Here is a 12,340-nt window from a genome sequence, read left to right as displayed (position 1 = left end):
GCCGCCACGATCCCCGTCGCCACGGAGATATTCATCGACCGCAACCCCGGCCGCATCGGGATCAGCACGCGCACATCCGCCCGCGCATGCACTTCGTCAGGAACGCCAGCCCCCTCGCTCCCCATCAGCAGCACGTCGTCCTCGCGAAACTCCGCCACATCCAGCCGCACCGCGCCCTTCGTCGTGAGCAGCACGATCCGCCCGGTTACCTGTCCCAGGAACGCGTCCCAATCGACATGCCGCACCACGTCGACCACGCCGACATAGTCCATGCCGGAGCGCGCGACGGCCTTGTCGCTCCAGGTGAATCCCATCGGTTCGATCAGGTCGACACCGATTCCCATGCACGCGGCGGTGCGCAGGATTGCGCCGACATTTCCGGCGATATCGGGCTGGTAGAGGGCAATACGCATGCCCGATCCCCTAGCGCAGCGGGGCTTCGGGGGTAACCCAAAGCAAAATGCAGTTGGCAAACCGTCGTCCCGCCGTCTATCAGATCGCAGCCTCCGTGGGGACGGTCGGGCGGAATGGGCATGTGGTTTCGCGAAACCGAAAGCCCAGTCGGCCACGAAAAAAATAACGTGCAAGGGCGAGATGAATGGCGACAGTCGACGACATGGTTCCTCCCGGCGAATCGCCAGAGCCGTTTCACGAAGAGGCCCATGACCCTCGCCGCCGTGATTTCATCAATATCGCAGCCGTCTCGTTCGCCGGTGTGGGCGCGGTCGCGATCGTCCTGCCGCTGATCAATCAGATGAACCCGAGCGCCGACGTGCTTGCGCAGTCGACCACCGAGATCGACCTGTCGAAGATCCTCCCCGGCCAGGCGATCAAGACCAGCTTCCGCAAGCAGCCTTTGTTCGTGCGCAACCTGACGCCCAAGGAAATCTCGGAAGCCGACGCGGTCGATATCTCGACCTTGCGCGATCCGCAGACGCTGGAAGAGCGCACCAAGGCGGGCAAGAAGAACTGGCTGATCACGCTGGGTGTCTGCACGCATCTCGGCTGCGTCCCGCTCGGCGCGGGCGAGGGTGAGAACAAGGGCCCGTTCGGCGGCTATTTCTGCCCGTGCCACGGGTCGGCCTACGACACCGCCGCGCGCATCCGCAAAGGCCCCGCACCGACCAACCTCCACGTGCCGGAATACGCCTTCAACTCCGACACCGTCGTCACGGTAGGCTGAGGAAAACGACATGAGCTTTCCCTGGGCCAAGCAATACGAACCGAAGCTGCCGCTGACGCGGTGGCTGGATGAGCGGCTTCCCGTTCCCCGGCTCGTCTACAATTCACTCGGCGGCGGCTATCCCGTCCCGCGCAACCTCAATTACTTCTGGAACTTCGGCGTCCTCGCCGGCGCCGCTCTGGCGATCCAGATCGTCACCGGCATCGTGCTGGCGATGCACTACGCCGCCAACGGCGCGGTCGCGTTCGACTCGGTCGAGAGCATCATGCGCGACGTCAACGCGGGCTGGTTCCTGCGCTACGCCCACGCCAACGGCGCCTCGATGTTCTTCATCGTCGTCTACACGCACATCTTCCGAGGGCTGTATTACGGCTCGTACAAGGCACCACGCGAGATGGTGTGGCTGCTCGGCGTGGTCATCTTTCTGCTGATGATGGCCACCGCGTTCATGGGCTACGTCCTTCCCTGGGGTCAGATGAGCTTCTGGGGTGCGCAGGTCATCACCGGGTTCTTCTCGGCGATCCCGCTGGTCGGCGACACCATCCGCATCTGGCTGCTGGGCGGATTCGCGCCGGACAACGCCGCGCTCAACCGCTTCTTCTCGCTGCATTACCTGCTGCCGTTCGTGATCGCGGGCGTCATCATCCTGCACATCTGGGCGCTGCACATCCCCGGCTCGAACAACCCGACCGGCGTCGACGTGAAGGGCGAGCAGGACACCGTCCCGTTCCACCCATATTACACCGCGAAGGACGGCTTCGGGCTCGGCATCTTCCTGCTGATCTTCGCCAGCCTGTTGTTCTTCTTCCCGAACTATCTCGGCCACCCGGACAATTACATCCCGGCGAACCCGCTCTCGACGCCCGCGCACATCGTCCCCGAATGGTATTTCTGGCCGTTCTACGCGATCCTGCGCGCCTTCACCGCGGACTTCATCCTGCCGGCCAAGCTCTGGGGCGTGCTGGCGATGTTCGGCTCGATCTTGCTGCTGTTCTTCCTGCCCTGGCTCGACAGCTCGCCGGTCCGCTCGATGAACTACCGGCCCAAGGCGCGGATCGCGTTCTGGGTACTGGTCGCCGACATCCTGGTGCTCGGCTATTGCGGCGGCGCCCCGGCGAACGCGTTCTACGTGATCCTCAGCCAGATCTGCGCGGCCTATTACTTCGCGCATTTCCTGATCATCCTGCCGATCATCTCGCGCTCCGAGCGTCCGCGGCCGCTGCCCAACTCGATCACCGAGGCCGTTCTGGCCAACCACGGTGGCACCAGCCCGGCCAAGACTGCGCTTGCGACGTCCACGACGTCGCCTGCACCGCACGCCGCGCACTGATACGAACTCGAGGACACACACATGGTTCGTCTCATCGCATCCATCGTCGGCGCGGCCTTCGTGCTGGTGCTCGGCATCGCGCTCTTCGGCAGCGTCGCGGGGGTCATCACCGATCCCGTCGCGCCGACCGCCGAGAGCGTCGCGCACAAGCACCCCAAGGAACTCGAGCTCGCCTCCAACGGCGTGTTCGGCAAGTTCGACCGTCGCCAGCTCCAGCGCGGGTTCCAGGTCTACAAGGAAGTCTGCGCCGCCTGCCACTCGCTGCGGCTCGTGTCGTTCCGCGACCTGCAGAAGATCGGCTATTCGGAGCCCGAGGTTAAGGCGATCGCCAACCAGTGGGTGATCGAGCAGCCGTCGATCAATCCGGAAACGGGTGAAGCGGCAACGCGCAAGAACATCCCGTCGGATCGCTTCCCGTCGCCATTCGCGAACGAGGTCGCCGCCCGCGCCGCGAACAACAACGCGCTGCCGCCCGATCTCTCGCTGATCACCAAGGCACGCGAGGAGGGCACCGCGTACGTCCACTCGCTGCTGACCGGCTACACGACGCAGCCAGCCGCGCTGCTGAAGGAATTCCCGGACATCAAGACGCCCGAGGGTCTCCACTACAACCCGTATTTCGCGAACCTCAACATCGCGATGCCGCCGCCGCTGACTTCGGACGGTCAGGTGACCTATGCGGACGGCACCAAGCCGACGATCGACCAGATGTCGACCGACGTCTCCGCGTTCCTGACCTGGACCGCCGAGCCCAATCTGGAGGCACGCCACGCCGCCGGGTTCGCGTCGATCATCTTCATCCTGATCTTCTGCGGCCTCGCCTGGGGCGCGTACCAGAACGTCTGGCGCGACGTTAAGCATTGATGACGGCTGGGCTCCCGCGGTAAGGGCGCACGGATAGAGGGAGCGGCGGACGGGTGATAAGCCCGATCCGCCGCTTTCGTTTCGGCTGGGGCGCAGCATCGCGTCTCGGCCTGTCCGCCGCCGTCGAGCGGAACGAAGGGAACGATCCATGTCCGATTTCGCCGAGCAGAACGCCGACCTCAAGGCGCTGATCCGCACCATCCCGGACTTCCCCAAGCCCGGCATCCAGTTCCGCGACATCACGACCTTGCTGCTCGACCCACACGGCTGGGCGACCGCGATCGAACGCATGGTTGCGGCGGTCTCGGGGCCGGTCGACCTGATCGCCGGCATCGAAGCCCGCGGCTTCCTTTTCGCCGCAGCGCTCGCCGCACCGCTCAAGGCCGGCGTCCTGCTGATCCGCAAGGACGGCAAGCTCCCCGGCGCGACCATCGCCGAAGACTACGCCCTCGAATACGGCACGGACCGCATCGCGATCCACGCCGACGCCTTCGCCCCCGGCGCGCGCGTCTTGCTGGTCGACGACCTGATCGCCACCGGCGGCACCGCCCGCGCCGCCGTCCGCCTGCTTCACAAAGCTGGCGCGATCGTCACGCAGGCGCAGTTCCTGGTCGACCTCCCCGAGCTCGGCGGCGCAGACGCGCTCCGCTCGGACGGCATCGAAGCCTCAGCCCTGATCCACTTCCCCGGCCACTGATCGCCCGCCACGAGACTGCTGCGCGCCCGCCGCTCGCATATCGTGTGCACGGCGCCCCATACAGCTCCCCCCCGGCGAAGGCCGGGGTCCAATTGGGGAACGTCCCTAACGAAGGACGTCGCGTCGTTACCTCAGCCATTCCAATTGGGCCCCGGCCTCCGCCGGGGGGGAAGCATCCCTCCCAAACCGTTCCCCAAAACTGTTCCCCCGCGGACGCGGGGGCCCCGCTAAGTACCGCGGCGCTCCGTTAGCCTGGACTCCCGCGTCCGCCAGGGAACAGTAAGGAAGGGCGTGCCGGTTCCTCTCCAAGCTCCTGCCGAACCCCAAACCCTGTCAGACCCCATTCCCGCCCCCGGTACGAAATCCCGTCAGACCTCGTTCATGGAACTTGCGACATAGTGTCTCCGTTGTGCGACGAATGGCGGCGCGTTGTGTCCGCCCTCCGCGTACGGGAGAATTTCCATGTTTATTAAACGCTTCGGCATTATCGGCCTAGCCCTGGGCCTCGGATTGGGCGTCGCTGGCTGCACCGACGGTTACGGCTATGGCGGCGCTGGCCTCGGCTATGCGAGCGACCCCTATTACGGGGGCGGGTATGGCGGCGGCTATTACGGTGCAGGGTATGGCGGCGGCTATGATGGGTTCGCGGGCTATGGCGGCCTGAATTCCTATTACGGCTGGAACGGCGACTATTATTATCCCGGTTCGGGCGTCTACGTTTACGATCGCAACCGTCGCCCCTATCGTTGGAACGGCAACCAACAGCGCTATTGGCAGGGTCGTCGCGGCAATTACCGCGGCAACGGCAACTGGGGCAATTTCGCCCGCGGCAACAATCCCGCGGCGCGCGAATATCGTCAGGATCGTCGCGAAGCCAACCGCGATTTCCGCCAGGACCGCCGCCAGGATCGCGGCCAGCTCCGCAACGGCCAGATCACGCCGGACCAGTTCCGCGGCGAACGTCGCGAAGCGCGCCAGCAGTATCGCGGGGAGGCGCGTCAGGATCGGCGCGAATACCGCCAGAATCGCGGTGGCCAGGGGCGTGGCTTCGGTGGCGGCAACCGCGGATTTCGTGGCGGCAATCCCGGCGGCGTTCGCACGCCCAAGTAACTAGCGAAGATTGGTTCACGCGAAGGCGCGAGGGCGCGAAGAGAAGGAGTTAGGTTTCACGCGGAGACGCGGAGGCGCGGAGAGTTGTAGTGGGCGAGAGGAGGGTGACCTCCTCCCAAAAGGCCTCAAAGCTCACCAAGCGGCTCGGTCATCCCAAATCTTCTCCGCGCCTCCGCGCCTCCGCGTGAACAAACCTTCTGTCTAGCTTTGCGCCTTTGCGCCTTCGCGTGAATCACTACTGCATGAGAGCCAGAGAGTGTTCGGGCTGACGCCCACCAGTCAGCCAGCTGGCGCTTCCGTCGGGCGCGTTGCGACCAGTCCATTAGAAACGAACGTCATCACCATCACGTCGTCTTGATTGAACACCCGCATACGGCTCTTGAAGATTCCCATCTCGGGCCGGCTCGCCGACACGCGCTTTTCCAGGACCTCGCTCTCGCAGCGCAGCGTATCCCCCGGATACACCGGCTTCACCCACTTCAACTCGTCGATTCCCGGCGACCCGAGCCCCGCCTGCTCGTTCTCCTTCAGATGCGCGACCAGCATCGCCATCGTCATCGCGCACGTATGCCAGCCGCTCGCCGACAACTGCCCGAAATGCGTCTGCGCCGCGGCCTCGTCGGACAGGTGAAACGGCTGCGGATCATATTTCGCGGCGAACTCAGTCACCTCCTCGCGGGTGACGGCATAGGAGCCAAACGACGCGGTCCGACCGACCTCGATATCCTCGAAATACTGCACGCGAACCTCTCCTCTTATCGTTGCATCACCTTCTGGAAGGGAGCAGCGGTTCCGTCCAGCCCCGCCTCGGCCGGCAACCCGATCAGGTCGCGCAGCAAGGGCTCGATCGCCACGTTATCGAAGCTCGGGATGGTCTTGCCGCGAACGAACGCCGGCCCGTTGGCGATGAACAGCGCACGCATCTCCGGCGCCATGTTGTCATAGCCGTGCATCCCACCGGCCGAAGCCCGGGTCGGCGCACTCGCATCGACCCGCCAGCCGACATCGGCAAGACACAGATAGCTCGGCACCCGCGGGTTGCGCCCATAATGGAACCGCGCCGGAATCTCGCTTTTCCGCCAGCATTGCAGGTGATCGTGCGGCTTCAGCAGCCGCGCCTCCAGCGCCGCCTCATGCCCAGGTACCGCGAACAGGGTCGCGTACGGCCCCATCTCGACGGTGCGATAATCCGCCTTGTCCGCGATCGTATCGAGCGCCACGACGCGCGTGCTGCTCGTCGCCGCCATGCCGTGGTCCGCGACGATCACCAGGTTCGCCGGCTGCCCCAGCGCGGCCAACCCGTCGACCAGCGCGCCGATGCTGGCATCGACATCCGCCACCGCCTGAGTCACGCCGGCGCTGTCCGGCCCGCCCGCATGACCCGCGCTGTCGACCGTATCGAAATACAGCGTCACCAGCTTCGGCCGGATCGCCGCCGGCCGCCGCATCCAGTCGAGCACCGCGTTGACGCGCTGTGTGCCCGACACCTGCTGGTTGAACTGCTGCCAGTCCTCCGGCCGCGTCCCGCCCTCGATCGCACCATGGCTGTTCGGTTTGGCGGTCCCCCCGACCGCAACGTTCGCGCCCGGCCAGAACATCGTCGCGGTCCGGATCCCGGCCTTCTCCGCATCGACCCAGATCGGCGAACTCTCGCTCCACCAGAACGGATCGTCGGTCGCCATCGTGAACGTCTCGCCCGGTCGCGCCGGATCCTCCATCTTGTTCCCGACGATCCCGCTGCGGTCTGGCCGCAGACCCGTCACCAGCGTCCAGTGATTGGGAAAGGTGACGCTGGGAAACGACGGCCGCATGCTCGCGAACACGCCGCCAGTGCGCAGCCGGTTGAGGTTCGGACTGACGCCGCGGTCGAGATAATCCGGCCGAAACCCGTCGATCGACACGAGAATCGTGACAGGCGCGCGCGTTTCACCCGGCATCGCCGCAGCGGCGGTCGATGCGGGGGCAGGTGCGGTAATCGGCGCAAGGGCAGGGGGCGTGTACGGATACGCACACCCGGCGAGTGCCAGCCCCAGAAATGCGAGCACAGTCGTCTTCATCATAACCGTTCGTCCCGAGCAGGTGCCGACCTCGCGCGATCCCTACTCGGCACGACCGGCGAGCGAAAGCGATCCGTGCGGAGGCGAGCTTGCCCTCGCTTGTTTCCCCGCGAAGGCGGGGACCCAGCCTGGGCTCCCGCCTTCGCGGGAGAACAAGGAGCGCTGTGCGCTGTGATGCAGCCTACAACCCCACCGCCAGCTTGCTGAACAAGGTCCAACTCACCGGCGTCTTCCCATACGCCGCGTCCAGCGCCGCCGGCTTGGCATACGCCGCAATAGTCCCCCCGAGCGCCAACCCAAGCGGCCCCACGATCGGCAAGCGGTACGCATATCCGACCTCAGCCTTCGTCACCCGGAACTTCCGATCATGCAGCGGATCATCGTGATCCGGAAACAGCTCGTCATTCGCCACGTTCTCGACCCGACCGAACACCGCATGCCGCGGCGAAAGTTCGTACGTCGCCTCCGCCAAAAACGCGCTCAGCTTCTCCCCCGGCACCCGGTCCTTCAGACTATACGCAAACGTCGTCGCCAGCCCGCCCCGCGCATATTGCACGCTCGCGGTCGAGCGGTTCTCGTCCTCGCCCGGATGCTGCGCCTCGGGCTCCTTCAGCCGGCCATGGCTCACCTGCACCGCCCAGAACGGCGACGGCGTCCACGTGCCCCGCACGCTCCACGAATCGAGTCGCGGCGTCTCGATCCCCCAACGATGCTCGTCTGGCTCGCGTCCCTTGAACGCCGAAGCCTCCAGCTGGAACGCCGGCGTCGCATAGCCCGCCGTCACCACGCCATAGGTGATATGCGTCGAATCGAACCAGTGATGCGTGATCGGCGACATCGGCTGATACCGCGCCGACCCCCGGTGCATGAACGCGCTCGGCCCCAGCGCCGGCTCGCCGACCGGCCCGCCGTACAGGAACAGCGTGTTGCCGTTCCCCAGCCGGTAATCGACCTTCGCGGCAAGCTCCATGAACAGGTCGTGCGGATGCTGCCGATCGACCAGCGGCCGGTCGTTTGCCAGCTCGCCGGTCGCGAACAGATTGGTGTAGCCCCGCGCACCCATCAGCGGCTCGAGGCTGTTCATCGCCCGCAGCTGGATATGAAACCGGTCGCCCAGATCGCGGTCCGCCATCAGCATCGCCATCGACTGCACGAACGCCTCGCTCTTCCCGCGCGGGCCCCCCTGGTCGGTGACGACGCCCCACGCATAGCCATGCGCCATCAGCATCCACTCGCCCGCCTGCGTCATATACCCACGCATCGGTCCCTCGGCCGCCGGCAGCCGCGATGTCCCGCTGCCCTGGCTGTAGAAGCCGGCCGACGTCCCCATCGCCATCCCCGCCATCACCGACCCCGCCGGCATCCTCGCCACCGCCGCATCGGACGCCGCACGATAGGCGGGGTCCACGATCATCGCGGGCCCCATCGCGCCATGATCCATGGCACCATGATCCATCGCCATACCGGGCATCGCCGAGTGATCCATCTGCGCATGATCCATTCCCGGCATCGCAGACGGCGCGGCCGGAGTCGGCGGCGCGACCGGAGCAGCGTGCCCCATCGCCGAATGGTCCATGGTCGAATGATCGACCGTACCGCCAGACTGCGGCGGACGAGCGGCTGGGGCGGCCTTAGTCACCGGCCGCGATTTGACCTTCTTCACCGTCTTCTTGGGAGCCGCATCCGGCATCGTCATGCCCGGCATGGACATGGAATGTTGCGCCGCCGCACCGACGGGCAGCACCGCCCCCATGACACCGCCAGCAAGCGCCATCGCCCTCACGGCATCAGCCGCGAGAAACCTATATCGAGTCATTAGTATATCCTTGGAAAAGCCTGAAAATCGGGGCGCATCAGCACCCGACGATCAAGCCTCTCGCGGAGGCCGCAAAGCCGGCGCGACGCCAGCCCCAAGATCCAGCACCGCCACCCGCTCGGTCACCATGACCGGCTCCCGCAACGCCACGCCCAGAACGCGGGCGCCATTCCAGTTCGAAGGCGGCACGCACCCGATACACCCATGCAGCGGGGTCGCCTTCCGATCGGGCGCCTCGTGACCCGCCCGATGATCCGACCCATGATCCGACACGGACTCATGCGCCCCGCCCATCGCCGCCATATCGATGACGGCGCCATGTCCGCGCGAAGCAGGCGCATCATGACACGCCGCCGGCGCCACCGCAGGAAACGCAAACGCAGCAAGGAGCAAAGCCAGGATCAGGCGCGCGAGCATGACGACAGTCTAACCCCCCGCACGACCCGCCACAACCTCGCAGTCTATCCCCGACCCCGCCAAAGTCCTCGCAGCGCAAACGCGCAGCCTTGCCCGAAAGCCGCGAAAGGTTCAGCCTCGACGCATGAAGACCCCAACGCACTCCGAACGCACCAAAACCCCAAGCACCCCCGCCGCCAAAGTCTCGATCCGGATCGGCAAGCGCACCACCTTCGACGCCTCGATGACCACCGCCGGCCTGCTATCGGTCGGCGCGCTCGTATCCGGCATCCTCCTGTCCAGCGCCGTCATAGTCGCCGCCGCAGGTCGCAAGGCAGCAAGACGCCCGCTGGCATTGCCCGATCATACCAGGACCGATGGCTAACGCCCGGTTGCGGTCGTTCGTTCACGGTCGTAGTGCGCCGAAAAGCAGACGCTAGACAGGTCATCTTGACCGGCATCTGCATCTACGGAACGAAGACCGTTCAACCGCGTCTCGCCAGTAGTTTTCCATTAAATCCTGTCAGTTAATTTTGCTGTACACCTGATTATAGACGATCGGCGTAGAGCATAGCGGGTTGACGATGGTGGTATTCTCCACCAAGTCCTGGCCTACACTATGATACTTTGACGTCCGCTCGCCGTATTCGCCACGGAATATTAGAGCGATGGTTCCGCCATCCGATTTTACCGATACATCGAAAACAAGTTCTGGGATAAGCTTCCACTTGATCGGCTCTTCGCCTAACCAAACTACGATAGGTGTTTTGGCATCATATGCGATCCCGAATCGACGTCCTGCGGTGGAAATTCTAATTCTATTTACCGCAATGGACTTGCGGAGCCTCATCCGAATGCGAGGGCGCTTGTCGTCGGGAATGTTGGCGGTAGCGCCGTCGATCACCTTAAAAGCGTTGTCACTCCGCGCGTTGTCCAGTTCATAGATGCCCGAAACCAGACCTTGCACAGTGCTCGCGGAGCCTGAGGCAGAACTCAAGATGGCAACTCCAATCGCCGCCGACAAAGTGTGACGCATCCTACGCTCCTCAAATTCCGCTGCTCGCCGGTCGGAGGTAGCAACGTTCCGGATTAGCGCATAGGTTATGCCTCAGGTGTCGGAGCGGGGACTTTCTCTTTCCGGCTGCGAAGCCAGCAACCCACCGATAAGTCTTCGTCAACCACTACGCCCATATGGTGCGTCATGGAGCGCTCCTTTATCGCGGTCACGGCGGTCGCCTCGACATTGATGTTTGCCGGTGTCTGGAAAGCCACCGAACCGCAGCCGACTGCACCCCCAGCCATCGTCGATACCAAGGCTGCACCCGAAATGCCGGTTACCGCGCCGCCAGCGCTGCGGGGTATCGTCGCGCCTGCCCGGCCAGTCGTTGACGCCGAGCCCTACAACGTCGTTCGACCGGCATACCGATCATCGACCCCGGCTCGCCCGTCAGCCAGCGCCGGATCGGAAAGCTCGGTCTTCTACAGCGGGTGTCGCGAAGTGCGGGCGGCGGGGGCCGCGCCGCTCCACCGCGGCCAGCCGGGCTATCGTGCCGGCATGGACGGCGACGGCGACGGGATAGCCTGCGAAAACTATCGCTAACCCGCCGCCGCCAAATCCTCAACTATGCAGGAAGTGCATCACGTCGCCGTCCTGCACGACATACGCCTTGCCTTCCGCGCGCAGCTTGCCCGCCTCGCGCGCCTTCGATTCCCCACCCAGCGCGATGAAGTCGTCGAACGCGATCGTCTCGGCGCGGATGAAGCCCTTTTCGAAATCGCCGTGGATCTCGCCCGCCGCCTGCGGTGCGGTCGCGCCCTCGTGGACGGTCCAGGCACGCGCTTCCTTCGGGCCGACCGTGAAGAACGTCAGCAGATGCAGCAGCTTGTACCCCGCGGTGATGACGCGGGCGAGGCCGGTCTCCTCCAGCCCAAGCTCGCCGAGAAACTCGCCGCGATCCTCGGCGGGCATCGTCGCGATTTCCGCCTCGATCGCCGCCGACACCACGACCGCCTCGGCGCCCTCGGCCTTCGCCTTCTCGAACACCCGCGCCGACAGCGCATTGCCGTTCGCCGCATCGCCCTCGTCGACGTTGCACACGTACAGCACCGGTTTCGCGGTCAGCAACTGCGCCTGCGCGAACACGCGCGCCTCGTCCTCGTCCTTCGGCACGGTCAGCCGCGCGGGCTTGCCCTCGCGGAGCAGTTCGAGCGCCTGGCCGAGTACGGCGGCGCCGATCTTGGCTTCCTTGTCGCCCTGCATGCCCTTCTTGGCGAGGTTCGGGACGCGCTTTTCGAGGCTTTCGAGGTCGCTCAGCATCAGCTCGGTGTCGACCGTCTCGGCATCTGCGATCGGGTCGACCTTGTTGTCGACATGCGTCACGTCGCCATTCTCGAAGCAGCGCAGCACATGGACGATCGCGTCGACCTCGCGGATGTTGCCGAGGAACTGGTTGCCGAGCCCTTCGCCCTTCGACGCGCCGCGCACCAGGCCGGCGATGTCGACGAAGCCGAGCTGGGTCTCGATGATCTTCTGCGATCCGGCGATCTTCGCCAGCGCGTCGAGCCGCTTGTCGGGCACGCCGACGTTACCGACGTTCGGCTCGATCGTGCAGAACGGATAATTCGCCGCCTGCGCCGCGGCCGTCTCGGTCAGCGCGTTGAAGAGAGTGGACTTGCCGACGTTCGGCAGCCCCACGATGCCGCAGCGAAAACCCATGATGTGCCCTTGGTATATGAATGTGCGGGCGCTTTAGGCGACGCGCAGCCGGAAGGCCAGTGAAGGCGGCGCGCGAGAAACGAGTTCATCCTGCTCCCCTCCCTGAAAGGGAGGGGCTGGGGGTGGGTAGGCCAGCGCGAGCCGCAACCGTTCCACGATCCGGAAACCGGC

14 protein-coding genes are annotated in these 12,340 nt (G+C 65.1%); 7 read left to right on the top strand and 7 right to left on the bottom strand.

Translation table 11 applies throughout. The features are described from left to right. Nucleotides 1-413 (bottom strand): tRNA (cytidine(34)-2'-O)-methyltransferase (locus H8S47_RS18110; protein ID WP_187505168.1); only part of this gene is annotated, 413 nt, incomplete at its 3' end. A 203-nt stretch (nt 414-616) separates the two neighbouring features. Here H8S47_RS18110 and petA point away from each other — a divergent pair. From petA to H8S47_RS18085, 5 genes are all read left to right on the top strand, one after another. Beyond that, entirely contained in the window at nt 617-1,183 is a 567-nt protein-coding gene (gene petA / locus H8S47_RS18105) for a ubiquinol-cytochrome c reductase iron-sulfur subunit (protein ID WP_187505172.1), read from the top strand. 10 nt (nt 1,184-1,193) lie between these two features. After that, nucleotides 1,194-2,513 (top strand): cytochrome b, encoded by a 1,320-nt coding sequence (locus H8S47_RS18100; protein ID WP_187505167.1) that lies wholly within the window; start codon nt 1,194-1,196, stop codon nt 2,511-2,513. A gap of 21 nt (nt 2,514-2,534) precedes the next feature. Then, entirely contained in the window at nt 2,535-3,377 is an 843-nt protein-coding gene (locus H8S47_RS18095; RefSeq protein WP_187505166.1) for a cytochrome c1, read from the top strand. Between the two features lie 148 nt (nt 3,378-3,525). After that, the gene (locus H8S47_RS18090; protein ID WP_187505165.1) at nt 3,526-4,074 is read left to right on the top strand and encodes an adenine phosphoribosyltransferase; all 549 of its coding nucleotides are present in this window, start codon (nt 3,526-3,528) and stop codon (nt 4,072-4,074) included. Nucleotides 4,075-4,536: 462 nt separating this feature from the next. Then, nucleotides 4,537-5,184 carry a hypothetical protein gene (locus tag H8S47_RS18085; protein WP_187505164.1) on the top strand — a complete coding sequence of 216 codons (648 nt, stop codon included), beginning with the start codon at nt 4,537-4,539 and terminating at the stop codon, nt 5,182-5,184. 279 nt (nt 5,185-5,463) lie between these two features. On the opposite strand, the gene H8S47_RS18080 is transcribed toward H8S47_RS18085, so the two are convergent. From H8S47_RS18080 to H8S47_RS18065, 4 genes are all read right to left on the bottom strand, one after another. Continuing rightward, entirely contained in the window at nt 5,464-5,925 is a 462-nt protein-coding gene (locus H8S47_RS18080) for a MaoC family dehydratase (RefSeq protein ID WP_187505163.1), read from the bottom strand. Nucleotides 5,926-5,939: 14 nt separating this feature from the next. Next, nucleotides 5,940-7,244, bottom strand: coding sequence for an alkaline phosphatase family protein (locus tag H8S47_RS18075; RefSeq protein WP_235983042.1), 1,305 nt, complete (start codon nt 7,242-7,244; stop codon nt 5,940-5,942). A 178-nt stretch (nt 7,245-7,422) separates the two neighbouring features. Further along, the gene (locus H8S47_RS19170; protein WP_328805621.1) at nt 7,423-9,057 is read right to left on the bottom strand and encodes a hypothetical protein; all 1,635 of its coding nucleotides are present in this window, start codon (nt 9,055-9,057) and stop codon (nt 7,423-7,425) included. A gap of 51 nt (nt 9,058-9,108) precedes the next feature. Further along, on the bottom strand, nt 9,109-9,474 hold the full coding sequence (locus H8S47_RS18065; protein WP_187505173.1) for a hypothetical protein: 366 nt from the start codon (nt 9,472-9,474) through the stop codon (nt 9,109-9,111). 124 nt (nt 9,475-9,598) lie between these two features. Here H8S47_RS18065 and H8S47_RS18060 point away from each other — a divergent pair, with 124 nt between their 5' ends. Continuing rightward, complete coding sequence (locus tag H8S47_RS18060) at nt 9,599-9,838, top strand: hypothetical protein (protein ID WP_187505162.1); 240 nt, start codon at nt 9,599-9,601, stop codon at nt 9,836-9,838. 138 nt (nt 9,839-9,976) lie between these two features. Here the strand turns inward: H8S47_RS18060 and H8S47_RS18055 are convergent, their stop codons facing one another. Next, nucleotides 9,977-10,489 carry a hypothetical protein gene (locus H8S47_RS18055; RefSeq protein WP_187505161.1) on the bottom strand — a complete coding sequence of 171 codons (513 nt, stop codon included), beginning with the start codon at nt 10,487-10,489 and terminating at the stop codon, nt 9,977-9,979. A 165-nt stretch (nt 10,490-10,654) separates the two neighbouring features. Here H8S47_RS18055 and H8S47_RS18050 point away from each other — a divergent pair, with 165 nt between their 5' ends. Beyond that, nucleotides 10,655-11,053 carry an excalibur calcium-binding domain-containing protein gene (locus H8S47_RS18050; RefSeq protein WP_235983041.1) on the top strand — a complete coding sequence of 133 codons (399 nt, stop codon included), beginning with the start codon at nt 10,655-10,657 and terminating at the stop codon, nt 11,051-11,053. Nucleotides 11,054-11,071: 18 nt separating this feature from the next. On the opposite strand, the gene ychF is transcribed toward H8S47_RS18050, so the two are convergent. Then, nucleotides 11,072-12,169: a redox-regulated ATPase YchF gene (ychF, locus tag H8S47_RS18045; protein ID WP_187505160.1), complete on the bottom strand. Its 1,098-nt coding sequence runs from the start codon at nt 12,167-12,169 to the stop codon at nt 11,072-11,074. Nucleotides 12,170-12,340: the final 171 nt, after the last annotated feature.

It is taken from the genome of Sphingomonas albertensis (assembly GCF_014358075.1).
GTDB lineage: Bacteria > Pseudomonadota > Alphaproteobacteria > Sphingomonadales > Sphingomonadaceae > Sphingomonas > Sphingomonas albertensis.
The sequence above is the reverse complement of the archived record's forward strand: the minus strand, read 5'-3'. Positions and strand labels throughout refer to the sequence as shown.

Excerpts from the sequence above, each read along its gene's own strand:
- H8S47_RS18085 (WP_187505164.1), top strand. The coding sequence starts at position 4,537 with ATGTTTATTAAACGCTTCGGCATTATCGGCCTAGCCCTGGGCCTCGGA.
- H8S47_RS18075 (WP_235983042.1), bottom strand. The coding sequence starts at position 7,244 with ATGATGAAGACGACTGTGCTCGCATTTCTGGGGCTGGCACTCGCCGGG.
- H8S47_RS18090 (WP_187505165.1), top strand. The coding sequence starts at position 3,526 with ATGTCCGATTTCGCCGAGCAGAACGCCGACCTCAAGGCGCTGATCCGC.
- ychF (WP_187505160.1), bottom strand. The coding sequence starts at position 12,169 with ATGGGTTTTCGCTGCGGCATCGTGGGGCTGCCGAACGTCGGCAAGTCC.
- H8S47_RS18060 (WP_187505162.1), top strand. The coding sequence starts at position 9,599 with ATGAAGACCCCAACGCACTCCGAACGCACCAAAACCCCAAGCACCCCC.
- petA (WP_187505172.1), top strand. The coding sequence starts at position 617 with ATGGTTCCTCCCGGCGAATCGCCAGAGCCGTTTCACGAAGAGGCCCAT.
- H8S47_RS18065 (WP_187505173.1), bottom strand. The coding sequence starts at position 9,474 with ATGCTCGCGCGCCTGATCCTGGCTTTGCTCCTTGCTGCGTTTGCGTTT.
- H8S47_RS18050 (WP_235983041.1), top strand. The coding sequence starts at position 10,655 with ATGGAGCGCTCCTTTATCGCGGTCACGGCGGTCGCCTCGACATTGATG.
- H8S47_RS18055 (WP_187505161.1), bottom strand. The coding sequence starts at position 10,489 with ATGCGTCACACTTTGTCGGCGGCGATTGGAGTTGCCATCTTGAGTTCT.
- H8S47_RS18095 (WP_187505166.1), top strand. The coding sequence starts at position 2,535 with ATGGTTCGTCTCATCGCATCCATCGTCGGCGCGGCCTTCGTGCTGGTG.
- H8S47_RS18100 (WP_187505167.1), top strand. The coding sequence starts at position 1,194 with ATGAGCTTTCCCTGGGCCAAGCAATACGAACCGAAGCTGCCGCTGACG.
- H8S47_RS19170 (WP_328805621.1), bottom strand. The coding sequence starts at position 9,057 with ATGACTCGATATAGGTTTCTCGCGGCTGATGCCGTGAGGGCGATGGCG.